Origin of the sequence: Pseudomonas sp. B329 (genome assembly GCF_023127835.1) — a bacterium.
Lineage (GTDB): Bacteria > Pseudomonadota > Gammaproteobacteria > Pseudomonadales > Pseudomonadaceae > Aquipseudomonas > Aquipseudomonas synxantha_A.
In genome coordinates, this window is the sequence record NZ_SPKP01000059.1 from 28,545 (window position 1) to 51,240 (window position 22,696).

General features: G+C 59.6%; 24 protein-coding genes. 12 read left to right on the forward strand and 12 right to left on the reverse strand.

Translation table 11 applies throughout. The annotated features are described in order from the left end of the window. Positions 1 to 21 precede the first annotated feature (21 nt). Both E4P00_RS26145 and cysB read left to right on the forward strand, forming a co-directional pair. A complete protein-coding gene (locus E4P00_RS26145; RefSeq protein ID WP_032877135.1) occupies positions 22 to 522 on the forward strand; it encodes a universal stress protein in 501 nt (166 codons plus the stop codon). Positions 523 to 625: 103 nt separating this feature from the next. Then, positions 626 to 1,600, forward strand: a complete 975-nt coding sequence (gene cysB, locus E4P00_RS26150; RefSeq protein ID WP_005786423.1) for an HTH-type transcriptional regulator CysB — start codon at positions 626 to 628, stop codon at positions 1,598 to 1,600. Between the two features lie 5 nt (positions 1,601 to 1,605). On the opposite strand, the gene E4P00_RS26155 is transcribed toward cysB, so the two are convergent. Then, entirely contained in the window at positions 1,606 to 2,088 is a 483-nt protein-coding gene (locus E4P00_RS26155) for a transcription elongation factor GreAB (RefSeq protein ID WP_248133333.1), read from the reverse strand. Positions 2,089 to 2,093: 5 nt separating this feature from the next. Further along, a complete protein-coding gene (locus tag E4P00_RS26160; RefSeq protein ID WP_005786426.1) occupies positions 2,094 to 2,462 on the reverse strand; it encodes a hypothetical protein in 369 nt (122 codons plus the stop codon). Between the two features lie 132 nt (positions 2,463 to 2,594). Here E4P00_RS26160 and earP point away from each other — a divergent pair, with 132 nt between their 5' ends. Both earP and E4P00_RS26170 read left to right on the forward strand, forming a co-directional pair. Then, entirely contained in the window at positions 2,595 to 3,728 is a 1,134-nt protein-coding gene (earP, locus tag E4P00_RS26165; RefSeq protein WP_248133334.1) for an elongation factor P maturation arginine rhamnosyltransferase EarP, read from the forward strand. 49 nt (positions 3,729 to 3,777) lie between these two features. After that, positions 3,778 to 4,350, forward strand: a complete 573-nt coding sequence (locus E4P00_RS26170) for an elongation factor P (RefSeq protein ID WP_003172723.1) — start codon at positions 3,778 to 3,780, stop codon at positions 4,348 to 4,350. Positions 4,351 to 4,415: 65 nt separating this feature from the next. Here E4P00_RS26170 and E4P00_RS26175 read toward each other — a convergent pair whose 3' ends face one another. The 3 genes from E4P00_RS26175 to E4P00_RS26185 form a co-directional block, all read right to left on the reverse strand. Continuing rightward, complete coding sequence (locus E4P00_RS26175; protein ID WP_005786430.1) at positions 4,416 to 4,835, reverse strand: organic hydroperoxide resistance protein; 420 nt, start codon at positions 4,833 to 4,835, stop codon at positions 4,416 to 4,418. A 167-nt stretch (positions 4,836 to 5,002) separates the two neighbouring features. Beyond that, complete coding sequence (locus tag E4P00_RS26180; RefSeq protein ID WP_005786431.1) at positions 5,003 to 5,455, reverse strand: MarR family transcriptional regulator; 453 nt, start codon at positions 5,453 to 5,455, stop codon at positions 5,003 to 5,005. An 80-nt stretch (positions 5,456 to 5,535) separates the two neighbouring features. Beyond that, entirely contained in the window at positions 5,536 to 6,486 is a 951-nt protein-coding gene (locus E4P00_RS26185) for a LysR family transcriptional regulator (RefSeq protein WP_005786433.1), read from the reverse strand. A gap of 106 nt (positions 6,487 to 6,592) precedes the next feature. Between E4P00_RS26185 and E4P00_RS26190 the strand changes: the two genes are divergently transcribed. Further along, positions 6,593 to 7,342, forward strand: a complete 750-nt coding sequence (locus E4P00_RS26190; protein WP_032877131.1) for a sulfite exporter TauE/SafE family protein — start codon at positions 6,593 to 6,595, stop codon at positions 7,340 to 7,342. Here the strand turns inward: E4P00_RS26190 and E4P00_RS26195 are convergent. Continuing rightward, the gene (locus tag E4P00_RS26195) at positions 7,332 to 8,213 is read right to left on the reverse strand and encodes a LysR family transcriptional regulator (protein WP_005786436.1); all 882 of its coding nucleotides are present in this window, start codon (positions 8,211 to 8,213) and stop codon (positions 7,332 to 7,334) included. The genes E4P00_RS26190 and E4P00_RS26195 overlap by 11 nt on opposite strands. A 70-nt stretch (positions 8,214 to 8,283) precedes the next feature. On the opposite strand from E4P00_RS26195, the gene E4P00_RS26200 reads away from it, so the two are divergent. Beyond that, positions 8,284 to 8,490 carry a DUF1127 domain-containing protein gene (locus E4P00_RS26200; RefSeq protein ID WP_032877129.1) on the forward strand — a complete coding sequence of 69 codons (207 nt, stop codon included), beginning with the start codon at positions 8,284 to 8,286 and terminating at the stop codon, positions 8,488 to 8,490. Between the two features lie 45 nt (positions 8,491 to 8,535). Continuing rightward, on the forward strand, positions 8,536 to 9,756 hold the full coding sequence (locus tag E4P00_RS26205) for a winged helix-turn-helix domain-containing protein (protein WP_248133335.1): 1,221 nt from the start codon (positions 8,536 to 8,538) through the stop codon (positions 9,754 to 9,756). Here the strand turns inward: E4P00_RS26205 and E4P00_RS26210 are convergent. Further along, positions 9,746 to 11,092 carry a 3-deoxy-7-phosphoheptulonate synthase class II gene (locus E4P00_RS26210; RefSeq protein WP_122732652.1) on the reverse strand — a complete coding sequence of 449 codons (1,347 nt, stop codon included), beginning with the start codon at positions 11,090 to 11,092 and terminating at the stop codon, positions 9,746 to 9,748. The genes E4P00_RS26205 and E4P00_RS26210 overlap by 11 nt on opposite strands. Before the next feature lie 122 nt (positions 11,093 to 11,214). Between E4P00_RS26210 and E4P00_RS26215 the strand changes: the two genes are divergently transcribed. Next, positions 11,215 to 11,970 (forward strand): spermidine synthase, encoded by a 756-nt coding sequence (locus E4P00_RS26215; RefSeq protein ID WP_005786442.1) that lies wholly within the window; start codon positions 11,215 to 11,217, stop codon positions 11,968 to 11,970. Positions 11,971 to 12,088: 118 nt separating this feature from the next. Here E4P00_RS26215 and E4P00_RS26220 read toward each other — a convergent pair whose 3' ends face one another. After that, entirely contained in the window at positions 12,089 to 12,880 is a 792-nt protein-coding gene (locus tag E4P00_RS26220) for a crotonase/enoyl-CoA hydratase family protein (RefSeq protein ID WP_005786443.1), read from the reverse strand. A 422-nt stretch (positions 12,881 to 13,302) separates the two neighbouring features. Between E4P00_RS26220 and E4P00_RS26225 the strand changes: the two genes are divergently transcribed. Beyond that, entirely contained in the window at positions 13,303 to 14,976 is a 1,674-nt protein-coding gene (locus E4P00_RS26225; protein WP_005786445.1) for a DEAD/DEAH box helicase, read from the forward strand. An 89-nt stretch (positions 14,977 to 15,065) separates the two neighbouring features. Here the strand turns inward: E4P00_RS26225 and E4P00_RS26230 are convergent, their stop codons facing one another. After that, positions 15,066 to 15,833 (reverse strand): class III extradiol ring-cleavage dioxygenase, encoded by a 768-nt coding sequence (locus E4P00_RS26230; RefSeq protein WP_248133336.1) that lies wholly within the window; start codon positions 15,831 to 15,833, stop codon positions 15,066 to 15,068. Positions 15,834 to 15,937: 104 nt separating this feature from the next. Between E4P00_RS26230 and E4P00_RS26235 the strand changes: the two genes are divergently transcribed. Continuing rightward, positions 15,938 to 16,594 carry a thiopurine S-methyltransferase gene (locus E4P00_RS26235; protein ID WP_248133337.1) on the forward strand — a complete coding sequence of 219 codons (657 nt, stop codon included), beginning with the start codon at positions 15,938 to 15,940 and terminating at the stop codon, positions 16,592 to 16,594. Between the two features lie 57 nt (positions 16,595 to 16,651). Here E4P00_RS26235 and htpX read toward each other — a convergent pair whose 3' ends face one another. Then, positions 16,652 to 17,539 carry a protease HtpX gene (htpX, locus tag E4P00_RS26240; protein WP_005786451.1) on the reverse strand — a complete coding sequence of 296 codons (888 nt, stop codon included), beginning with the start codon at positions 17,537 to 17,539 and terminating at the stop codon, positions 16,652 to 16,654. 304 nt (positions 17,540 to 17,843) lie between these two features. Further along, entirely contained in the window at positions 17,844 to 19,055 is a 1,212-nt protein-coding gene (locus tag E4P00_RS26245; RefSeq protein WP_003189906.1) for a pyridoxal phosphate-dependent aminotransferase, read from the reverse strand. Between the two features lie 202 nt (positions 19,056 to 19,257). Between E4P00_RS26245 and msrB the strand changes: the two genes are divergently transcribed. Both msrB and E4P00_RS26255 read left to right on the forward strand, forming a co-directional pair. Then, entirely contained in the window at positions 19,258 to 19,656 is a 399-nt protein-coding gene (gene msrB / locus E4P00_RS26250; RefSeq protein ID WP_005786454.1) for a peptide-methionine (R)-S-oxide reductase MsrB, read from the forward strand. Between the two features lie 74 nt (positions 19,657 to 19,730). Further along, the gene (locus tag E4P00_RS26255; protein ID WP_005786456.1) at positions 19,731 to 20,216 is read left to right on the forward strand and encodes a glutathione peroxidase; all 486 of its coding nucleotides are present in this window, start codon (positions 19,731 to 19,733) and stop codon (positions 20,214 to 20,216) included. Positions 20,217 to 20,238: 22 nt separating this feature from the next. On the opposite strand, the gene E4P00_RS26260 is transcribed toward E4P00_RS26255, so the two are convergent. Further along, positions 20,239 to 22,548 (reverse strand): response regulator, encoded by a 2,310-nt coding sequence (locus E4P00_RS26260; protein WP_032877124.1) that lies wholly within the window; start codon positions 22,546 to 22,548, stop codon positions 20,239 to 20,241. Between the last annotated feature and the right edge of the window lie 148 nt (positions 22,549 to 22,696).

The following is a 22,696-nucleotide window of genomic DNA, read 5'->3' on the forward strand; positions in this document are numbered from 1 at the left end:
CCTGGCAGTCCAGGAGGTTCTATGATTCGTTCGATGTTGTATGCCACGGACCTGGGTTTGTATGCGCCGTACGTGATGCAACATGCGCTGGCGCTGGCGCGAACGTTCAAGGCTGACCTGTATGTGATCCATGTGGTCGAGCCCATCGGGTTGTTCGCCGAATCAGTATTACAGAGCTACCTTGATGAGAAGGCGCTGAGCGAATGGCAGAGCCAGGGGGTGAGCACGGTCATGGCGACCATCGAACAGCGCGTATTGGACGGCTTTCGCGATGAGTTGGGAGAAGGGGAGCAGGACCTGCAATTGATTCGTTCGGTCAGGGTGATCCAAGGGGATACCTGCGAGGTGATTCTCGACCAACTGCGAAAACTTTCCGTCGACTTGCTGATCGTAGGGAGTCATAGCCAGGCAACCGGCGTGGCCGTGCCCTTGGGGCGCACCGCTGCTCGCGTGTTGCAGCTGTCTCCGGTGCCGGTTTATCTGGTGCCGTCGCTGCAGCGTAGACGCAGCGAAGATAGCTGATCGGTAAAAACGATAAAAAGTTCTAGATTTATCTGTCTAACCTTTAATATAGTTATATATCGTCGCTGATACCCGTGGCGTCTATCTGCTTTGAGGGATTGATATGAAGCTTCAACAACTGCGCTACATCTGGGAAGTGGCGCACCACGACCTCAACGTTTCCGCTACCGCTCAAAGCCTTTACACCTCGCAACCCGGTATCAGCAAGCAGATCCGCCTGCTCGAAGACGAGTTGGGCGTCGAAGTGTTCGCTCGCAGTGGCAAGCACCTGACCCGCGTCACCCCGGCTGGCGAGCGGATCATCACCACCGCTGGCGAGATCTTGCGTAAAGTCGAGAGCATCAAGCAGATCGCCCAGGAATTCTCCAACGAAAAGAAGGGCACCCTGTCGATCGCCACCACCCACACCCAGGCGCGTTATGCATTGCCGCCGGTGATTCGCGATTTCATCAAGCAATACCCAGACGTAGCCCTGCACATGCACCAGGGCTCACCGATGCAGATCGCCGAGATGGCCGCTGATGGCACCGTCGATTTTGCCATCGCCACCGAGGCCCTGGAGCTGTTCGGCGACCTGGTGATGATGCCGTGCTACCGCTGGAACCGCTGCGTGGTCGTGCCCCAGGGGCACCCCTTGGCCAAGCTGCCGAAGCTGACGCTGGAAGCCCTGGCCGAATACCCGATTGTGACTTATGTATTTGGGTTTACCGGTCGTTCGAAGCTCGACGAAGCGTTCAGTCATCGTGGTCTGACGCCAAAAGTGGTGTTCACCGCGGCGGATGCCGACGTGATCAAAACTTATGTTCGCCTGGGCCTGGGCGTCGGGATCGTCGCCAAGATGGCGGTCGACACCAACCTCGACAAAGACCTGGTGGTGCTGGATGCCAGCGAATTGTTCGAGTCGAGCGTGACCAAGATCGGCTTCCGTCGCGGCACCTTCCTGCGGGGGTTCATGTGCGATTTCATCGAGAAATTCGCACCGCACCTGACCCGCGAAGTCATGGCCAAGGCGATCCAGTGCCACAACAAGCAAGAGCTGGAAGATTTGTTCGACGGCGTTGAATTGCCCGTCCACTGAGTGATTTATCGGGCCTCGGTAACCGTAAAGTGTTGCCGAGCGCCTGCCACCAGAATCTCTACCTCATCGCCTTCAAACTTGCCGAGCAGGCTTTTGCCCAGGGGCGAGCGCGGGGTGATGACGGTCACCGGTTGCCCGACCACATCGACTTTCAACCCTGCCGCATCCGGCGCCAAAAATAGCCATTGCTGGCGACCGTTCTCGTCTTCCAGGCCCAGCAGCGCACCGACTTCTATCCCGCGTTGTTCATCGTACCCTCGCAACTGAAGGTTCTGGCACAGCGTCAGCGATTGCTTGATCTCCTCGACTCGCTTGGCCTGCCCGGCCGCCAGGTATGACGCCTCCAACCCCAGGGTGTCGTATTTGTTCTCGGCGATGTTTTCTTCGTGGGTCGCGGTTTCGTAGGCAGTCTGCGCGGCGCGTTGGGTAATATCGAGGTCGGCGGTGAGTTTTTCCAGGATCAACTGGAGGACGGCGTGTTTATTCATGGTCTTCAATCGCAAAATTGCAGGACATTGGCCCGAGTCTTTTCACTGGGGGCGTTCTGGTCCTGTTGCAGCCAGAACTGGCATTTGGGGTTGGACAGGTTGCGCGCATTACTGCGGGCCTGGTCCAGGGCCTGTTGTTGTTCCTGCTTTTGCAGGTTTTGTTGATACTGTTCGAACATGCGGTTCGGTGGCTGCGGCACAACTGCGGCCGGCTCGCCCAACTGCTGAACCGCCTGGGCCACGGGTGCCAGGCTTTGGGGAAACAGATAGCGAGTTGCCAGCCAGGCGGTCAGCGCAATGGCGATAAACCCCAGCCACACGCCTGCGGCAATGGCGATGCACAGCTTGAACAGTGACAGCTGACGGTCGGACATGATGGCCTCCTTGCAGACATTGACGGCGTGGTGCCGATTGTCGCACAGCCGCCGTGCAGAATAATCGCGATCAAGCCTTCTGCATCAGCGCATTTATGCGGACAATCGAGCCTTTGGACGATGGAGCCCGGAATGAAAGCCCGCTGGGATATTTTTTGCAGCGTCGTCGACAACTACGGCGACATCGGCGTGACCTGGCGCCTGGCCCGACAGTTGGTGGCGGAGCATGGTTGTGAGGTGCGCTTGTGGGTCGATGACCTGCGGGCGTTCGAGCGCATGTGCCCGCACATTGATGTGCAGATGGACCAGCAATGGCAAGAGGGCGTAGAGGTGCGGCGCTGGCCGGCCGAGTGGCCGGGCGCGCAGTCGGCCGATGTGGTGATTGCTGCATTCGCCTGCCAGCTGCCGCCGCACTACATGGAGCGCATGGCCGAGCGTGAGCGCCCGCCGTTGTGGATGAACCTGGATTACCTCAGCGCAGAAGACTGGGTGGTGGGTTGTCATCGCCTGCCTTCGGTGAAGTTCAAGGGGGTGCAGAAATACTTTTTCTTCCCCGGCTTTCGTCCTGGTACCGGTGGTTTGCTGCGTGAAGCCGGGTTGGTGGAGCGACGCCAGGCTTTTCAGCAGGATGACGTTGCGCAACGACAATTCCTGCAGAGCCTGGGCGTGTCTCCTGCGGGCGGGGCACGATTGATCTCATTGTTTGCCTATGAGAATCCTGGGCTGGCCGGTTGGCTGGACGTGCTCGCCAAGGATGGGCGTGCGACTCACTTGCTGGTGCCGGAAGGGCGAATTCTGGGGGATGTGCAACGCTGGTTGGGCGTGACCAGCCTGTCGGCGGGAGACATCCAGGTACGCGGGGCGCTGACGGTGCAGGTCATTGCATTCATGCGCCAGGAGCAATATGACCATTTGCTGTGGTGTTGCGAGTTCAACGCCGTGCGCGGTGAGGATTCCTTCGTGCGCGCCCAATGGGCGGGGAGGCCGTTGCTGTGGCATATCTACCGCCAGGATGAAGACATCCACCTGGACAAACTGGATGCCTTCCTTGAGTTGTACACCGCTGCACTCTCGCCTGCCGCCAAAGCGGCTGTCTTTGCGCTTTGGCAAGCCTGGAACGCTGATGGCGACATGGCACAGTCCTGGAAAATGCTGCTGGAACACTGGCCCGAGGTGAATGAGCACGCGCAGAACTGGTGTCTGGAACAAGGCTTGCAGGCCGATCTTGCGACGGCGCTGGTACAGTTTTATGAAAGTTGGATATGATACGCCACCTTGATTTTTGTAAATCCCATCCAAATTTCGGATATATGCAATGAAAACTGGTAAAGAACTGAAACCCGGTACAGTGATCCGTCTCGAAAACGACCCTTGGCTGGTTCAGAAAGCTGAGTTCACCAAGTCTGGTCGTAACAGCGCAATCATGAAGACCAAGCTGAAGAACCTGCTGACCGGTTACAAGACCGAGATCGTCTACAGCGCTGACGACAAACTGGACGACGTGATCCTCGACCGCAAGGAAGCGACCCTGTCCTTCATCAGCGGCGACACCTACACGTTCATGGACACCACCGACTACACCATGTACGAGCTGAACGCTGAAGATATCGAAGCCGTTCTGCCGTTCATCGAAGAAGGCATGGAAGACGTCTGCGAAGCGATTTTCTTCGAAGAGCGCCTGGTGTCCGTAGAGCTGCCGACTACCATCGTGCGTAAGGTTGCCTACACCGAAGGTTCCGCTCGCGGCGACACTTCGGGCAAGGTGATGAAGCCTGCCAAGCTGAGCAACGGTACCGAACTGCAAGTGGCCGATTTCATCGAAATCGACGACCTGATCGAGATCGACACCCGCGAAGGTGGTTCGTACAAAGGTCGCGCCAAGAAGTAATTCTGGCCCCGGCGGTACGCAAAAAGCCCGACCTGGTGTCGGGCTTTTTTGTGGGCGTCTGTTTATCAGACTGTTACATGCAAGCGCACATCCACGTTGCCACGGGTGGCGTTGGAATAAGGGCATACCTGGTGGGCGGCGTCGACCAGGCTTTGCGCATCCTCCTGGGCCAGGCCCGGCAGGCTGACGTGCAGGTCGATGTCCAGGCCGAAACCGCCGGGGATCTGACCGATGCCAACGTGGGCGGTGATAGAGGCGTCATCCGGGATTTTGCGTTTGGTCTGGCTGGCGACAAATTTCAGCGCCCCGATAAAGCAAGCGGAGTAGCCCGCGGCGAACAGTTGCTCCGGGTTGGTAGCCTGGCCACCAGCACCGCCCAGTTCCTTGGGGGTGGAGAGTTTGACGTCGAGGATGTTATCGCTGGAAACAGCGCGACCATCACGGCCGCCAGTGGCGGTGGCTACAGCGGTATAGAGCGTTTGCATGGGGCGTTCCTCTTTGATTGTTAGCGCTAAATATTTGCGCGCTAAGTAGTTGGTGGAGCCAATGTATAGCGCTAATGTTTTGCGCGCAAGATAAATGTTTTTGACTTGCTGAAATTTAATGTGGGAGGGCGCACGGCCCCTCCCACATTCAAGTGATTTGCTGTTTTCTAAATAGCGCTTTGCAGATTGCCGCGCAACGCGATCAGGTCGGCTTGCAGCTTGCGCAATTGCGCAAGCTGCATCCCGCTGGCGCCCAGGATGCATTGCGGCACATCCTTGGCCTTGCCCTGCAAGGCACGCCCGGCGTCGGTCAGCTCTACCACCACCACCCGCTCATCTTCGCGGCTACGGGTGCGGCTAAGCAGGCCCTCGGCTTCCAGGCGTTTGAGTAATGGCGTGAGTGAACCGGGGTCCGTCAGCAGGCGGCTGCTGATTTCGCTGACGGTCAAACCATCCTCTTCCCACAGCACCATCATGGCCAGGTACTGCGGGTAGGTCAGGCCGAGCGCCTGGAGCAAGGGTTTGTACACCTTTGTCATCAGCAACGAGGTGGAATGCAAGGCGAAGCACAGCTGATTGTCCAGCAGCAGCGATTGGCAGGGATCAGGGTTTTTACTCATTGGGGTGCCTCGTAAAAGCGTGTCTGCGCTGGAATCTAGCGGGCAAATCTTTAATGCGCCAGGTAATTTTGCCTGGCGGGTCAGATCAGGCCGCTTTGCAAGGCCAAATCCCAAGGCGGCACTGGGCTGAAGCGCGACTTGAGGTATTCAAGGAGTAATCGGCTACGGGCGTTGGGTTGTTGTTCCAGGCGCAGCGCATAAATGCCGGCGGTCTCCGGGCTGGGCAGGCCGTTTTCACAAAACAGCGGCAGCAGCTCACCCCGTACCAGGTATTCACTGGCAAGCCAGGTAGGCAAATGCGCGATGCCCAGCCCCGCCAGCGCACCGCTGAGCAGGGCCTCGGCGTTGTTGGCGCTCAGGCGGATACGCCGCGGACGATAAGTGGTGCGGCGCCCGTCGTGCTCAAAGCGCCAGGCAAACATCGGCGCCAGGCCATCCCAGTCAAGGCCGTCATGCTCGCTCAGTTCTCGAGGATGGGTCGGTGTGCCGCGGCTCTTCAAGTAGGCCGGGCTGGCACAGGCGATACGCACGATGCTCGCCAGCGGGGTAGCGATCAACCGCGTGTCTACGATATGCCCGGCGCGCAGCACCAGGTCGACCTTGCCCAGGTGTGCGCCCTGCATATCGACAAAGCTGTCGATCAGGTGCAGGTGCACGTCCAGGCCCGGGTACACGTTCAAAAAATCCGCAATCACCGGTGCCAGGTGCCGTCGACCGAATGCCGCAGGTGCATCCACCCGGATCAAGCCTTCCGGCGCGTGGCTCAGGGACACTGCTTCCGCCCGCGCCAGTTGCAACTCACTGACGATCCGCCGGGCCCGTTCGGCAAAGGCCAAACCCGCCGGTGTCGGCAGCACCGCATGGGTGCTGCGCTGGAACAGCTGGCTGCCCACTGAGCTTTCCAGGCTGTCGATACGCCTAGCCACCGCGGAGGGCGTCAGCGGATGGCGCCGTGCGGCGGCGGAAAAGCTGCCGGTTTCCAATACGTCCAGAAACAGGCCCAGTTGTTCGGTGAGGGTATTGGGGTTCATTGGCTAGCGCTTGTGCGAGATTGGCATAGCCATTGTGCGTTGCTGTGCGTTTCCGCGCTAGAGCCGACTGCGTAGCATGCAAGGCTTGGGATGACGGAGTAGTGCGGTGTTGGATTTAGTGATGTACCTGATATTGGGCGCGGCCCTGGGCACGGTGGGTGGGCTGTTTGGCATTGGCGGCGGGCTGATTGCTATCCCGGTGCTGGGCGTGCTGTTCGGCCTGGATCAGCAGATCGCCCAGGGCACCGCCTTGGTCATGGTGGTGCCCAATGTGATGCTTGCCCTGTGGCGCTATCACCAGCGTAATCGCATCGAATTGCGTCACGCCTTGCCATTGGGCGTGATGGGATTCTGCTTTGCCTGGCTGGGATCTATCTGGGCGGTGGGGCTGGATGCGGGCGCAATGCGTATCGGCTTTATTGCGTTCCTGGTGGCGCTGTCGGCCTACAACCTGCTGCGCATGTTCACCCGCAACGCACCGCCCACGGCGCAGATGCGCTATTCATGGCCGTGGCTTGGGGTATTGGGCGCGGCGTCCGGCTCCATGGGCGGATTGTTCGGGGTGGGGGGCGCGGTGGTCGCCACGCCGGTACTCACCAGTGTGTTCGGCACCACCCAAGTGGTTGCCCAAGGCTTATCGTTGGCCTTGGCGCTGCCCAGCACCAGCGTGACCCTGGTCACTTATGCCTGGCACCACGAGGTGGACTGGATGATCGGCCTGCCACTGGCGGTAGGTGGCCTGCTCAGTATCAGTTGGGGTGTGAAAGTCGCGCACGCCATGCCGGAGCGCCTGTTGCGCGGCCTGTTCTGTGGTTTTTTAGTGGTGTGCGCGGTGATGCTGACCTTTAAAGTTTGAAGCCTTCAACGATGTACTCCGCCAGGCATTCCGTGATCGGCGACGTCATCTGCGGGTTGCGCAGCAAGCGCAGATTCATCGACGGCAGCGGGGGAAAGCCTTCTTCGCTGCCAAGCACTCGCAGGTCGTCGGTGATCAGGCTTTCCATGCTGACCATCGCCGCCAGGCCAGCACTGACCACCGCCTGGATCGCCGCGCCGTTGGAGCTGTGATAGGCCAGGCGATAATCCCGTCCGGCCGCATCCAGTGCGGCTCGTGCCCAATGGGTGTACAGGCAGTCATCGCCGGAAATCGCCAGTGGCAGGGCATCGTGCTCATCGACACAGAAGCACGGTGACGCAGCCCACACCATGCGTTCAGTGCGTAACAGCTCACCGATATCATTACCGGGCTCGCGGCTAATGACGGTCAGCGCCAGGTCCCGCCGTTGCATCAATACAGACGACGCCTCGCAGTGCATCTCAAGCTGAATCAGTGGGTAAGCTTTGGAAAACTGCTTCAGGATTCCCGGCAAAAAACGCATGACGTAGTCATCCGGCGTGCCGATGCGTACCAGCCCCACCATATGTGGCTCGCGCAGGGTATTGAACACCTCGCTGTGCAGTTTCAGGATGCGCCGCGCATACCCCAGCAGCACCTGGCCTTCGGGCGTGAGCCGCACTTGTCGGCCGTCACGCTCGAACAACTTGCGCTGCAACACATCCTCCTCCAGGCGTTTCATCTGCATGCTCACCGCCGATTGAGTGCGGTTGACCAGCTCACCGGCGCGGGTAAAGCCGCCTTGGTCAGCAATGGCCACGAAGGTGCGTAGCACGTCAGTGTCGATACTCGGGTAGCCGGACAATGGATCAATCTCCGAAATGTATTGCATAAGAAACATTCGTTGGATTGATCATAGCGGCAGGCACACACTTTCGTCATCCCTACTGGAGGGCGAGAAGATGAAAGGTCAAAAAGGTTTTGTATTACTGAATAAGTGGTGGTTTGCCGGTCTGTTTAATAGGGTTGCGCGTTGGCAGTTGTTGCATCAAGAGCGCAATATGCTGGCGACGTTGAGCGATGACGCACTCAAGGATATCGGGCTCAACCGCGCCGACGTCGAGCAGGAAAGCCATCGGCATTTCTGGGAAGACCCGCTGCGAAAGTAAGCCAGGATGCAGTAGGGTAGGGAGCGAGCTTTTATGGAGATTGCCATGCCCGCCGACCTGTCCTTTTCACTCAAGCAAGCTCGACGCATGGCGCTGGCCGCCCAGGGTTTCTCGGGGCGCCAGGCGCCTGCCCAGATAAAAGCTGCGCACCTCAACCGGCTGATCGAACGCCTGGGCGTTATACAAATCGACTCGGTCAACGCATTGGTGCGTTCCCACTACCTGCCGTTGTTCTCCCGCCTTGGCCAGTACACCCCGTTGCTCCTTGAGCAAGCAGCCTGGAGCCAGGGGCGGCGGCGTTCATTGTTCGAGTATTGGGGGCATGAGGCGTCGCTGTTGCCGATGGCGATGTACCCGCTGATGCGCTGGCGCATGGAGCGGGCCAGGCAAGGGCAAGGCATCTATGCGCAGATGGCGCGTTTTGGCCGTGAGCAGCAGGCGACTATTGGGCGTGTGTTGCACAGCGTCGAGCAGCAGGGCGCCTTGGGTGCGGGCAGTTTGTCGACCCGAGAGGAGCGTGCTGGGCCCTGGTGGGATTGGAGTGATGAGAAGCACGCACTGGAATGGCTGTTAGCCGCCGGTTTGGTCACCGTCGCGGGGCGCCGAGGTTTTGAGCGACTGTATGATTTGCCGGAGCGTGTGATCCCGGGCGAGATTCTTCAAACGTCCATGAGCGAGGCTCAAGCCCAGCGCGGCTTGCTGATGCATAGCGCAACGGCGCTGGGTATCGCCACCGAAAAGGACCTGCGCGATTATTTCCGCCTCGACCCCGCGGACAGCCGCCCGCGCTTGGCCGAACTGGTCGAGGACGGGCAGTTGCTGACGTGCCAGGTGCAAGGCTTCAAGCAACCAGCGTACTGTCTGCCGGAGCCCAAAGTGCCACGCAAAGTGCCGGCGAGCGCTTTGCTGTCACCGTTCGATTCATTGATATGGGAGCGCAGCCGCACCGAGCGCCTGTTCGATTTCCGCTATCGACTGGAGATCTACACCCCGCAAGACAAGCGGGTGTATGGCTACTACGTGCTGCCGTTTTTGCACAATGAGCGGATCGCTGCGCGCGTCGACCTGCGGGCCGAGCGTGCCCACGGGCGGCTGGCGGTGCATGCAGTGCACGAAGAAGAATCGGGGCTGGATGACGAAGGCATGTTGGCGCTGGCCGTCAACCTGCGGCGAATGGCCGCCTGGCTGGGGCTGGAGCAGGTCCAGCTCAATTGCCAGCGACCCGATGCCGCCCGATTAAGGGCGGCGATGTTGATCAGCGTTTGACCTGTTTCAAGGTCTCGGCAATCAGAAACGCCAGCTCCAGCGACTGATCGGCATTCATCCGTGGGTCGCAATGGGTGTGATAGCGGTCCGATAGCCCGTCTTCGGTAATCGGCCGTGCGCCGCCGATGCATTCGGTGACGTTCTGCCCGGTCATCTCGATATGAATGCCGCCGGCGTAGCTGCCTTCGGCGTGGTGCACCTGGAAGAACTCCTTCACTTCGCCGAGGATTTGCGCAAAGTCGCGGGTCTTGTAGCCGCTGCTGGCCTTGATGGTGTTGCCGTGCATCGGATCGGAGCTCCACAGCACCTGCTTGCCCTCGCGCTGTACGGCGCGGATCAGGTTGGGCAAGTGGTCGCCGACCTTGCCTGCGCCCATGCGCGCAATCAGGTTGAGGCGACCAGGGTCATTGTCCGGGTTAAGGATATCAATCAGGCGGATCAGATCGTCCGGGTTCATGCTCGGTCCGACTTTCACGCCGATCGGGTTGTTCACCCCGCGCAGGAATTCGACGTGGGCGCCGTCCAACTGGCGTGTACGGTCGCCGATCCACAGCATATGGGCCGAGCAGTCGTAGTAGTCGTTGGTCAGGCTGTCGCGACGCACGAAGGCTTGTTCATAGTTGAGCAGCAACGCTTCGTGGGCGGTGAAGAAGCTGGTTTCGCGCAATTGCGGCGAGCTGTCCATGCCACAGGCGCGCATGAAGGCCAGGGTCTCGTCGATGCGGTCGGCCAGTTGGCTGTACTTCTCGGCCAGGGCTGAGTTGGCGATAAAGTCCAGGTTCCACTTGTGCACCTGGTGCAGGTCGGCGAACCCCCCTTGGGCAAACGCGCGCAGCAGGTTGAGGGTGGCGGTGGACTGGTGGTAGGACTGCAACAGGCGGTCGGGGTCCGGCACACGGCTTTTTTCATCGAAGCCGATGCCGTTGACGATGTCGCCACGGTAGGCAGGCAGGGTGATACCGTCGATGGTCTCATCGTTGGACGAGCGCGGTTTGGCAAACTGGCCGGCCATGCGTCCGACTTTCACCACCGGGCAACCGGCGGCGAAGGTCATGACAATCGCCATCTGCAGCAGCACCTTGAAGGTGTCGCGGATTTTTGCCGCGGAGAACTCGGCAAAACTCTCGGCACAATCGCCACCTTGCAGGAGGAAGGCGCGGCCTTGGGTCACTTCGGCAAACTGGCGACGCAACTCACGGGCTTCCCCGGCAAACACCAGCGGCGGGTAGCTGGCCAGGTTCTGCTCCACCTGCAACAGGTGTGCAGCGTCCGGATACTGGGGTTGTTGCTGGATTGGCAGGGCGCGCCAGCTGTCGGGGCTCCAAGGTTGGCTCATCATGAACTCGATTGGGTGATTGACGGATAACGCTGATGTTATCAGCAATTAGTGCGTGACCTGTTGCTGCCGGTTGGCCGACAATCGCGCCTTTGCCAAGCGGTAACCCCTTAGGAGTAGTGATGACCGAGGAGCGTGTCGAGCGCCTGCTGGCCGAAGTCCATGATGATTTCGGCATGATCCGTGTGCTCGAAGTAGCCGATTACCGCTTTCTCGAATTCGGCGACGCCATCGAGCAAAGCTGCGTGTTCACCGCCGACCCTAGCTGGTTGGAGTATGACTACACCCGGGCCATGTTGATCGGTGCGCTGTGCCATGAGCAGCCGGAGAGCGCGTTGTTCCTCGGTTTGGGCGCGGGCACGTTGACCCAGGCATGCCTCAGGTTTCTGCCTTTGGAAGACGTCGAGGCCATTGAACTGCGCCCTGATGTACCGCGCCTGGCCATCGAATACCTGGGGCTCGATGACGACCCGCGCTTGTACATTCGAGTGGGGGACGCCCTGCAATTGCTCGATACCGCTGAATCGGCCGACCTGATCTTCGTCGACCTCTACACCGATGTCGGCCCCGGTGTGGGGCATCTGGCCTGGACCTTTCTGGAAAGCTGCCAGAAGAAACTCAACCCCGGCGGCTGGCTGGTGATCAACCAGTGGGCCACCGATGATGGTAAACCGCTGGGCGCGGCATTGCTGCGTGGGTTGTATCACCGACACTACTGGGAGCTGCCGGTGAAGGAGGGCAATGTGATTCTGCTGGTGCCTTCCGAGCTGGATCAGGAACTGGACCTCGATGCCCTGTCAGCCCGCGCCGAAGCCTTGGCGCCGCGATTGGGGTACTCGTTGCAGCCGTTGATCAAGGCTATTCGGCCGGCGACCTAGTTGTGTGCTCCGGCGCGATCGGGAGCAAGCCCCCTCCCACATTTGACCGCATTTCAGATCCGTTTACACGTACACATGTGGGAGGGGGCTTGCCCCCGATCGCGTCGGTATTGCCAACTCAAATCCCCTTGAACACCCCCGGTCGCTTCTCGATCATCGCCCGCACACCTTCCTTGGCATCCTCGCTGTTGAGCAATTTATCCACCATGGGTGGCAGGGCGGCGGCTGCGACAGCTTCGCCTTCCATACGCGCCAGACGCGCCGACATCAACGTCGCCTGCACGCCAAGCGGCGCCTGACGAGCAATGCGGTTGGCCAGTTCGATGGCGCGGGGCAACAGGTCTTCACTGGCCATTACTTCCTGTACCAGGCCCAGGCGCAGGGCTTCATGGGCGTCGAACTCGTCTCCGGTAAGCAGCCAGCGCATCGCATTGCCCCAGCCCGCGATCTGGTGCAAGCGCATTGTCGCGCCGCCAAACGGAAAGATCCCACGTTGCACTTCCATCTGTGCAAAGCGTGTATTGCTGGCGCAGAGGTTGATATCCGCCGCCAGCATCAACTCGATACCAATGGTCAGGCAGTAGCCCTGGGCCGCGACGATCACCGGTTTGCTGACCCTGGGCCCTGCGAATACGCCCCAGGGATCGCACCCGCCCAGCGGCGGTTGCCAGCCGCCCGCCATCACGCCGCTGACATTGGCCAAGTCCAGCCCCGCCGTGAAGTGATCGCCGTGGGCAAATACCACGGCCACCCGGGCGTCATCGTTTCGATCAAATTCGCCATAGGCCAGGCTCAGCTCATTGAGTAAATCCAGATCGAAGGCATTGCGTTTGGCCACGCGGTCCAGGCCCAGCAACAGAACATGGCCCTCAAGTGCACGGCTGACGCGGCTACTGCTGGCTTGTTTCATCGGGTGTGCCCTCGGGCGCGGGTAGGGTTTCAGACCGAAGGGCCTGAGTGGGTGGGTGAACCGTTTAAGCTTGATGACCAGCAGGGCCGGGCCTTTGAAAAATAGACCCTGGCGCACAGATCTGCAAAGCCCGCGACGCAGCGCGGTTTATCAGTGCGCTGCGATAAAAAAAGCTCCCTTTTTCAGCTATTTCCGGTATAGTGCGCGCCGGCCTTTAACCGGGCCGCGTTTAGGTAGCGCAATTCCCCGAAGTCAGCTTCGGCTGCACGTCCGCACAGCGGACTCTCCCTTGACGAATCTTTTTCATTCATTCGTTTTCGCAAATCCCCGCCGACAAAGCAGCCAGGGCGACTCTTGAGTCTCAACACGGCATGCGCAGCTTTGGAGCATGGGTCTTTGCGGATGCACTTAGAGGCAGACCCATGACCCAGGAAACCGGCGGCTTCGCCGCTTTTAATCTTAACCCGAACATTCTCGCCGCTGTCATCGCGACTGGCTACGAAGAACCTTCGGCTATTCAGCAGCAATCGATCCCGATCATCATGGCCGGCCAGGACATGATTGGCCAGGCGCAAACCGGTACCGGTAAAACCGCCGCGTTCGCCCTGCCTATTTTGCATTGCATCGATCCTGCCAAGCGCGAGCCGCAAGCCCTGATCCTGGCGCCAACCCGAGAGTTGGCGCTGCAAGTAGCAACCGCTTTTGAAACCTACGCCAAGCAAATGCCAGGCGTAACCGTTGTGGCCGTTTACGGCGGCGCGCCGATGGGCCCACAACTCAAGGCTATCCGTAACGGCGCACAGATCGTTGTCGCCACCCCGGGCCGTCTGTGCGACCACCTGCGTCGTGACGAGAAAGTCCTGTCGACCGTGAACCACCTGGTTCTGGACGAAGCTGACGAAATGTTGAAGCTGGGCTTTATGGATGACCTGGAAGTCATCTTCAAGGCACTGCCACCGACCCGTCAGACCGTATTGTTCTCGGCTACCCTGCCGCAGTCGATCCGTGCCATTGCCGAACGCCACCTGCGCGATCCGCAACACGTGAAGATCCAGACCAAGACCCAGACCGTTACCGCGATCGAACAGGCTCACCTGTTGGTTCACGCTGACCAGAAGACCTCGGCTGTATTGAGCCTGCTGGAAGTCGAAGACTTCGACGCCCTGATCATGTTCGTGCGCACCAAGCAAGCGACCCTGGACCTGGCCAGTGCCCTGGAAGCCAAAGGCTACAAAGCCGCTGCGCTGAACGGTGACATCGCCCAGAACCAACGTGAGCGCGTGATCGACTCCCTCAAGGATGGCCGTCTGGACATCGTTGTGGCGACCGACGTTGCTGCCCGTGGCCTCGACGTTCCACGTATCACCCACGTGTTCAACGTTGACATGCCGTACGATCCAGAGTCCTACGTTCACCGTATCGGCCGTACCGGCCGTGCGGGTCGCGAAGGTCGTGCACTGCTGCTGGTGACTCCGCGCGAGCGCCGCATGCTGCAAGTGATCGAGCGTGTCACCGGTCAGAAAGTTGCCGAAGTACGCCTGCCGGATGCCCAGGCCGTTCTTGATGCTCGCATCAAGAAATTGACCAACAGCCTGGCGCCATTGGTGGCTGACGCTGAATCGACCCACGGCGACCTGCTGGACCGCCTGACCGCCGATATCGGTTGCACCCCGCGTGCCCTGGCTGCAGCCCTGCTGCGCAAAGCGACCAATGGTCAAGCCCTGACCCTGGCTGCCATCGAGAAAGAGCGCCCACTGGTACCGAACAACGCCCCGCGCGGTGATCGTCCAGAGCGTTCCGGCGACCGTCCAGAGCGTGGCGATCGTGAACGTCGTGCTCCGGTTCCATTGGCTGAAGGTCGTGCTCGTTGCCGTACCGCGCTGGGTGCGCGTGACGGTATCGCTGCCAAGAACCTGCTGGGCGCTATCCTCAACGAGGGTGGCCTGGCGCGTGAAGCCATCGGTCGCATCCAGGTACGTGACAGCTTCTCCCTGGTGGAGCTGCCGGAGGATGGCCTGGAAAAACTGCTGGCCAAGCTCAAAGACACTCGCGTTGCCGGTAAGCAGCTCAAACTGCGTCGCTACCGCGAAGATTGATCCGCCTCTGGGCTGATTGATCGCACATAAAAAATCCCCGACTGGTTCGGGGATTTTTTTTGCCTGGGATTTCAGGCTGTGCATCTGCGTTAGCCAAAGCGGTAGATGTCCATGCCCAAGGCGCCGAGGGTGAAGCCCTGATGCGCCACGCTGAAATCACCGCCGGCACCCCGCGCAAAGTACAGCGGCAACAAATGCTCGTCGCTGGGGTGGCTGCGCACTGCATGGGGCGCCAGGAGGCGATAGTCATGCAAGGCTGTTTCGTCACCGGCAGCGAGTTTTTCGACCACCCAGTCGCGAAAGGCTAGCGCCCATGGCGTGATGGTTTCCGGCCCGGCGCGCCAGTCCAGCTCACCGAGATTATGGGTGATGCTGCCGGAGCCGATCAGTAGCACACCTTGATCGCGAAGGCGGCAGAGGGCGTATCCAACCCGGGTTTGAAAAGCCGGGCCCATGCGGCTTGGCAGGGAGACTTGCACCACCGGAATATCCGCCGCCGGGTACATCAGCGACAGGGGCACCCAGGTGCCATGGTCGAAGGGCCGTTGGTTGTCGACGCGTGCAGTCAGGCCGTCAGCCTGCAATAACTCGACAATTTCATTTGCCAGCTGTGGATCACCCGGCGCAGGGTATTGCACCGCAAACAGTTCGCGAGGGAAGCCGCCGAAGTCGTGCCAGGTTTCGGGCGCGGCGCTGCCACTCACCAGTAACTCGTGGCTTTCCCAATGCGCCGATACCACCACAATCGCCTTGGGCCGTGGCAACGCGGCTGCCAGGGCCTGCAGCGCCGGGCCGCTGGCACCGGGTTGCAGGGCCAGCATCGGGGAGCCATGGGAGATAAACAGGCTGGGGAGCATAAGAGGGGTCCTGAAGAATAATATGGCGCTATCTTCATTCAGATCATTGATCGAGATCTAATATAAGATTTAGTGTCTTTTAATCGATTTTTTCAGGGTGATGCATGGACGCAAAAATTTGGCAGGAACGCTGGGCAACCAATCAGATCGGTTTTCATCAGTCCGACGTTAATCCTTACTTGCAGCGGCATTGGTCAGCGTTGGCCCTGGCTGATGGTGCCAGGGTTTTCGTGCCTTTGTGTGGCAAGAGCCTGGACATGAAGTGGTTGGCGGATCGCGGGCATCGCGTGATGGGTGTGGAGGTGTCTGAACAAGCCGTTGAGGCGTTCTTCAGCGAGCAGGGGCTTACGCCGCAGATCGATCAGAGAGGCGTGTTCAAGGTGTATCAGGCGGGCCTGATCGAAGTGTGGTGCGGTGACTTCTTCGCCCTTGACGCAAGTGCCGTGGCTGATTGCACGGCGCTGTATGACCGTGCGGCACTGATCGCCTTGCCGCAGCCAATGCGCTCGCGATACACCGAGCATCTCGATACCCTGCTGACCCCCGTCTGTGAGGGGTTGTTGATCACTGTCGACTACGACCAGGCACAAAGGGCTGGCCCGCCTTTCGCCGTCCCGGATGAGGAAGTGCAGTCGTTGCTGGGCCCGCACTGGAATGTGGTCACGCTGCAAGAGCGGGACATTTTGAGTGAAAGCAGCAAATTCAAGGCGGACGGCGTTACTCGGCTTGATGAGCGTGTTTATCGGCTGACCAGGCGGTAAATCACGTCCACGAAAAAGGGGCGATTCAATCGCCCCTTTTTTGTCTTGCCTGGGTTATCAGCCCCGACGACGCAGTGCGTCGATCCGCTCTTCCAGCGGCGGATGGCTCATGAACAGGCGAGCCATGCCCTGTTTGATGCCACCGTTGATGCCAAAGGCCGTCAGGCTGTCCGGCATATGCACCGGCAGGCCCTGTTCGGAGCGCAAGCGTTGCAGCGCGCCGATCATTGCGCTGGTGCCCGCCAGGCGTGCGCCGGCTTCATCTGCGCGGAACTCGCGTTTGCGCGAGAACCACATGGTGATCGCGCTGGCCAGGAAGCCCAGCACCAACTCGGCGAAGATGGTCGCCACGAAGTAGGCAATGCCGCGACCTTCTTCGTTCTTGAAGATGACCTTGTCGACAAAGTTGCCGATGATCCGCGCAAAGAACATCACGAAGGTGTTCACTACGCCCTGTACCAGCGCGAGGGTGACCATGTCGCCGTTGGCCACGTGACCGATCTCGTGGGCCAGCACCGCCTTGACTTCATCGGGCGAAAAACGCTCCAGCAAGCCCTGGCTTACGGCCACCAGCGCGTCGTTCTTGTTCCAGCCGGTGGCGAAGGCGTTGGCCTCATAGGCAGGGAAAATCCCCACTTCGGGCATTTTGATGCCTGCTTCTTGAGATAGCTGCTCCACGGTTTGCATCAGCCATTGTTCATGGCGAGTGCGAGGTTGAGTGATGACCTGGGTGCTGGTACTCATCTTCGCCATCCACTTGGAGATGAACAGCGAAAACAGCGAGCCGGCAAAACCAAAGACCGCACAGAAAACCAACAGCTGATTGAGGTTCAGGTCAACCCCGTTGGCCGCCATGAACCCGTTGAAGCCGAACAGGCTCAGGGTGATGCTGGCAATCAGCACGACCGCCAGGTTAGTGGCCAAGAACAGCAGGATGCGCATCATGGTTGTAGGGTTCTCCTCATGCTTAATATGTCGCGTACTGCGGGGTATATAAGGTGCCGCATGGGGTGATTCAACCGAGCGACTATTTCAAACTGTGTCCTACAGCGTGAACGTAAGGCCCTGAAGGGATTTTCCGACCTGTATTGTCGGCCATGACCGGCGTGAGTTTGCCTTGCCGCCCCGTGATTATAGGGGGCACGCCTCAGGCAGGGGCTGATTGAACTACCACCGCGCGTAAGCGAGAAAGAAGTGTTGCCAGATAATCGCTGTACGACCCAATGTGAGTCGTACAGCGTCAATTTCCTTACTGGCGATAGGACTTCAGGAAGTTGCCGATGCGACCGATGGCCATTTCCAGGTCATCCACACGTGGCAAAGTCACCACGCGGAAGTGATCCGGCCATGGCCAGTTGAACGCAGTGCCCTGGACCACCAGCAGCTTTTCCGACAGTAGCAGGTCGAGCACGAACTTCTCGTCGTTGAGAATCGGGCAGACTTTCGGGTCGATCCGCGGGAACGCATACAACGCGCCCATAGGCTTCACACAGCTCACACCGGGGATCGCGTTGAGCAACTCCCAGGTGCGGTTGCGCTGCTCCAGCAGGCGACCCTGGGGCAAGATCAGGTCATTGATGCTCTGGTAGCCGCCGAGGGCGGTCTGGATGGCGTGCTGGCTCGGCACGTTGGCACACAGGCGCATGTTGGCCAGCATGTCGATGCCTTCGATGTAGCTCTGGGCATTATGCTTGGGGCCGGAAATGGCGATCCATCCGGAGCGGAAGCCCGCCACGCGATACGACTTGGACAGGCCGTTGAAGGTCAGGCATAGCAGGTCCGGAGCCAGGGAGGCGGTGCATATGTGAACGGCGTCATCGTAGAGGATCTTGTCGTAGATCTCGTCGGAGAACACTACCAGGTTGTGCTGGCGTGCCAGTTCAAGCATGCCCAGCAGCACTTCCTTGGAGTACACGGCGCCGGTAGGGTTGTTCGGATTGATGATCACCAGCGCCTTGGTGTTGGGGGTGATCTTGGCCTTGATGTCGGCCAGGTCCGGAAACCAGTCGGCGCCTTCATCACACAGGTAATGCACCGGATGGCCGCCAGCCAGGGTCACGGCAGCGGTCCAGAGCGGATAGTCCGGTGCCGGCACCAGCACTTCATCGCCATTGTTGAGCAGCGCCTGCATCGACATCACGATCAGCTCTGACACGCCGTTGCCCAGGTAGATGTCCTCGATGCCGACACCTTCGACCTGCTTCTGCTGGTAGTACTGCATTACCGCCTTGCGTGCACTGAACAGGCCCTTGGAGTCGCTGTAGCCTTGGGCGGTCGGCAGGTTGCGGATCACGTCCTGGAGGATTTCGTCCGGCGCTTCGAAACCAAACGGCGCCGGGTTGCCAATGTTCAACTTGAGGATGCGATGGCCTTCCTCTTCCAGGCGCTTGGCGTGCTTGAGCACTGGGCCGCGAATGTCGTAGCAGACGTTGGCGAGCTTGTTCGATTTGCTGACCTGCATGGCGATGTGATCCTGAAAATGAACGATTCAGACGGCGTAGGCACTACCGTAGGGTGAATCCTGCGCGGTTCGCCCCCATAAATACGTTTGAATGCCGATGGCGCGGGTGCCAGACTGGCGTTTTGAAGAGGCGCAATCATACGTGCCGCCTGATCCATGGAAAAGACACAGATCAGGGTTTTTCAGTTGCCGAGGTGTACCGATGGAAAAGTTGCAGAAAACCGTTGATGAGTGGAAGGCCATGCTCGACCCTGAGCAGTACAACGTGTGCCGCCTCAAGGGCACCGAGCGGCCTTTCAGCGGCAAGTACAACGGAACCAGGACCGACGGCGTGTATCACTGCATCTGCTGTAATGAGCCGCTGTTCGATTCGACCACCAAGTTTGATTCCGGCTGCGGCTGGCCGAGCTTCTACGCGCCGATTGCCGACAGCGCGATGATCGAAATTCGTGACGTCAGCCACGGCATGATTCGTACCGAAGTCACCTGCGCCAAGTGCGACGCACACCTGGGGCATGTGTTCCCGGACGGGCCGCCGCCGACGGGCCTGCGCTACTGCATCAACTCGGTGTGCCTGGACCTGGTGCCGCGCTCGGCTTGAAGCGATAAACAGGCCCGAATGCCAGTCGGTCAAGCGTACGCGTATCACTTCTTCCCCTGAATTGAGGCATTGCCATGAGCGACTCCCTGCTGAGCATCCCTTGCACCACCATCAAGGGTGAGCAAAAGACCCTGGCCGATTTCGCCGGCAAGGCCATTTTGGTGGTCAACACCGCCAGCAAATGTGGCTTCACCCCCCAGTACAAGGGCCTGGAGCAACTTTGGCAGCGCTACAAGGACCAGGGGCTGGTGGTGCTGGGGTTTCCCTGCAACCAGTTCGGCAAGCAGGAACCGGGTAACGAAGGCGCGATAGCCGAGTTCTGCGAGCTGAACTTCGGTGTCAGTTTTCCGCTGTTCAAGAAGGTCGACGTCAATGGCAGCGATGCCCACCCATTGTTCGTACAGTTGAAAAAGCAGGCCCCGGGGCTGCTGGGCTCCAAGAATATCAAGTGGAACTTCACCAAGTTCCTCATCGGCCCCGACGGCAAGCAGGTCAAGCGATTTGCGCCAACGACCAAGCCACAGGACCTGAGCCAGGAGATCGAAGCCTTGCTCAAATGACCACGATAGTGCGGGCGCAGCCTCAGAGGCTTGTCGTCGTCGGTACCCACAACTCCAGCAGCGCATGGAGCTCTTCGCGGCGAAACGGCTTGGCCAGGTAATCGTTCATGCCCGCCGCCCGGCAACGCTCGCGCTCTTCGGACAGGGCATTGGCGGTCAAGGCGACAATGGGCAGGTCTGGCCAGCGCCCGCTACGGCGAATTTGCCGGCTGGCCTCGTAGCCATCCATCACCGGCATGTTGCAGTCCATCAGCACCATATCGAAGCGCTGGTCCTCAAGCAGCTTGAGCGCTTCCCCACCATGGGCAGCCACAATCACCTCACACCCCAGCTTGCTGAGCATCCCCTTGGCCACCAGTTGATTGACCGCGTTGTCCTCCACCAACAAGATGCGCGCGCGGTGAGCCAGCGGCGCGGCTTCCATCTGGATCGGGTCGAGGATCGGTTGCGTGCTGCTGCGCAGGTTGCGTTGCAGGATCTGGTACAGCGCGTTACGGCTCAATGGGCGTGCTTGTTGCTGCAGCGGTGCCAGCGCCGCGACTTCTTCACTGGGCATGAAGTTGCCATAGGCGGTGACCAGCAGAATCGGCGCGCTGATTGCCGGGCGCAAGCGGAACAAGCATTCAGGGCAGTCGGTAATCAACAGGTCAGGGGCCAGTGCGCTCAAATCATCGTCTTGGGAATAGCACCTTGGTGTCAGCCCCCAAGAGGGCAGCAGGGTGGTGAGCAGCTCTGTCAACCCGCCACCGGCATGGGTGATGGCGATTACATCACCTGTGAGCGGTGTATAGCGCGTGGCAGGTAAATGGGTGGGTAGCGGGAGGTCGGCGCAGAACTGGCTGCCAAAGCCCACCTCCGAGCTGATACTCAAGCGGCCTTGCATGGCTTCACACAGATTGTGCGTCAAGGCCAGTCCCAAACCCGTACCGCCAAATTGACGGGTGATGCCCGCACCGGCCTGGGTGAAGGGTTGGAAGATTTTCACCTGGGCTTCCTGGGCGATACCGATGCCGGTATCACAGACTTCAATATTGACCCTGCCTTCCAGGGCACGCAGGCGCACATCGACCCGGCCGAAGCGCGTGAACTTCAAGGCATTGGAAAGCAGATTACTGACGATTTGCCGCACCCGGGTCGGGTCGCCGATGACCTGGGCGGGAAACTGTGGATCAATCAGGCACGTCAGCTCGACACTCGGCGCCGCATTCTGCGACAGCAGGTTGGCAGTGTCTTCCACCAGTGAGCCCAGGTCGAAGGGGATATGTTCCAGTTCCAGTTGGCCGGCATCGAACTTGGACAGATCGAGAATATCGTTGAGCAATTCGACCAGCACTTTGCCCGAGTCATGGGCGATCGACAGTTGCTGGCGCTGCTCGGCATTCAGTGGGCTGTCGAGCGACAGTGCAATCATCCCCAGCAGGCCATTGAGCGGCGTACGGATTTCATGGCTCATATTGGCCAGGAACGCGGCCCGTGCCTGTGCCATCCCCAGCGCGGTCATCCTGGCTGCTTCCAGTTCATCATTGGATTGGCTCAAGCGTTGGTTGCTGGCCTTGAGTTCAAGGGTGCGCGCCGAAACGATATTTTCCAATTGGCCCAGGTATTCGGTGAGGCGGTCCTCGGCGTGACGCCGCTGATGGATCTCGGTTTCCATGTTTTCAAATTGCTGGTTGGCGACGTCGACCAATACGCCGATTTCGTCGTGCTCATGCCCCGGCGGGCAATCCAGGCGTGCCTGTTTGCGGGTACTCAACTCTCGGATAATACGTACCAGCGGTTGCGTGAGCATTACGTAGAATAAGCCCAGCAAGATCCCGGTCAGCAGCAGGCTGCGGGTAAATCCGTTGAGCAGGGTGATCTCGGCGCGATGCAGGAAACGGCTGCCAAAGGCATAGGTATCAACGTCGAGGCGCAATACGCCGAGGGATTCGTTGGGCATATGGTTGAGAAACAGTCGGTCCTCGAACTGACGATTGGCGCCAAACAGAAAATCGCTGACCGGACGATAGTTGCTTTCTTTGCGCGGGCGGTTGACGTCGGCCAGCACCGCGCCATTGTTGTCGATCAGCTGCGCACGGGTGATGGCAGGGGAGTGCAGCAGGCCCAGGGTCAGCTCCTGGGCGAGTTCGGCATCGATGTTGTAGGCGATACGCGACGCGGGGTTATGGCTGATTTCAATCAGTGAGCGTATTTCACGGTTGATGGATGCGTCTTCACTGGCATAATCAATGCCGATTTGGATCAGACTGAGCAAGGTTCCCAACACGAAACCGACCAGCACAGTCAATCTGGCTTGTTTATAAGACAAGCGGTGGGCGAACTTGATATCCATCGAGTGTTGAACCACTTCACGTTTCCTTTCGCCCGGCAAGCATAGCTGAACATCCCCAAGCTTCTGCTTGCCGGGCACGAATCGTTTTTTGACGCAGCCTCATGCGGTCTGCCGCAGGGTTGCCAATACGCCATCTTTTACAAGAACT

Excerpts from the sequence above, each read along its gene's own strand:
- htpX (WP_005786451.1), bottom strand. The coding sequence starts at position 17,539 with ATGATGCGCATCCTGCTGTTCTTGGCCACTAACCTGGCGGTCGTGCTG.
- E4P00_RS26180 (WP_005786431.1), bottom strand. The coding sequence starts at position 5,455 with ATGAGTAAAAACCCTGATCCCTGCCAATCGCTGCTGCTGGACAATCAG.
- E4P00_RS26260 (WP_032877124.1), bottom strand. The coding sequence starts at position 22,548 with ATGGATATCAAGTTCGCCCACCGCTTGTCTTATAAACAAGCCAGATTG.
- E4P00_RS26245 (WP_003189906.1), bottom strand. The coding sequence starts at position 19,055 with ATGCAGGTCAGCAAATCGAACAAGCTCGCCAACGTCTGCTACGACATT.
- E4P00_RS26170 (WP_003172723.1), top strand. The coding sequence starts at position 3,778 with ATGAAAACTGGTAAAGAACTGAAACCCGGTACAGTGATCCGTCTCGAA.
- E4P00_RS26195 (WP_005786436.1), bottom strand. The coding sequence starts at position 8,213 with ATGCAATACATTTCGGAGATTGATCCATTGTCCGGCTACCCGAGTATC.
- cysB (WP_005786423.1), top strand. The coding sequence starts at position 626 with ATGAAGCTTCAACAACTGCGCTACATCTGGGAAGTGGCGCACCACGAC.
- E4P00_RS26220 (WP_005786443.1), bottom strand. The coding sequence starts at position 12,880 with ATGAAACAAGCCAGCAGTAGCCGCGTCAGCCGTGCACTTGAGGGCCAT.
- E4P00_RS26160 (WP_005786426.1), bottom strand. The coding sequence starts at position 2,462 with ATGTCCGACCGTCAGCTGTCACTGTTCAAGCTGTGCATCGCCATTGCC.
- E4P00_RS26225 (WP_005786445.1), top strand. The coding sequence starts at position 13,303 with ATGACCCAGGAAACCGGCGGCTTCGCCGCTTTTAATCTTAACCCGAAC.
- E4P00_RS26185 (WP_005786433.1), bottom strand. The coding sequence starts at position 6,486 with ATGAACCCCAATACCCTCACCGAACAACTGGGCCTGTTTCTGGACGTA.
- E4P00_RS26200 (WP_032877129.1), top strand. The coding sequence starts at position 8,284 with ATGAAAGGTCAAAAAGGTTTTGTATTACTGAATAAGTGGTGGTTTGCC.
- E4P00_RS26235 (WP_248133337.1), top strand. The coding sequence starts at position 15,938 with ATGGACGCAAAAATTTGGCAGGAACGCTGGGCAACCAATCAGATCGGT.
- E4P00_RS26215 (WP_005786442.1), top strand. The coding sequence starts at position 11,215 with ATGACCGAGGAGCGTGTCGAGCGCCTGCTGGCCGAAGTCCATGATGAT.
- E4P00_RS26145 (WP_032877135.1), top strand. The coding sequence starts at position 22 with ATGATTCGTTCGATGTTGTATGCCACGGACCTGGGTTTGTATGCGCCG.
- E4P00_RS26205 (WP_248133335.1), top strand. The coding sequence starts at position 8,536 with ATGCCCGCCGACCTGTCCTTTTCACTCAAGCAAGCTCGACGCATGGCG.
- E4P00_RS26210 (WP_122732652.1), bottom strand. The coding sequence starts at position 11,092 with ATGAGCCAACCTTGGAGCCCCGACAGCTGGCGCGCCCTGCCAATCCAG.
- E4P00_RS26155 (WP_248133333.1), bottom strand. The coding sequence starts at position 2,088 with ATGAATAAACACGCCGTCCTCCAGTTGATCCTGGAAAAACTCACCGCC.
- msrB (WP_005786454.1), top strand. The coding sequence starts at position 19,258 with ATGGAAAAGTTGCAGAAAACCGTTGATGAGTGGAAGGCCATGCTCGAC.
- earP (WP_248133334.1), top strand. The coding sequence starts at position 2,595 with ATGAAAGCCCGCTGGGATATTTTTTGCAGCGTCGTCGACAACTACGGC.
- E4P00_RS26230 (WP_248133336.1), bottom strand. The coding sequence starts at position 15,833 with ATGCTCCCCAGCCTGTTTATCTCCCATGGCTCCCCGATGCTGGCCCTG.
- E4P00_RS26175 (WP_005786430.1), bottom strand. The coding sequence starts at position 4,835 with ATGCAAACGCTCTATACCGCTGTAGCCACCGCCACTGGCGGCCGTGAT.
- E4P00_RS26255 (WP_005786456.1), top strand. The coding sequence starts at position 19,731 with ATGAGCGACTCCCTGCTGAGCATCCCTTGCACCACCATCAAGGGTGAG.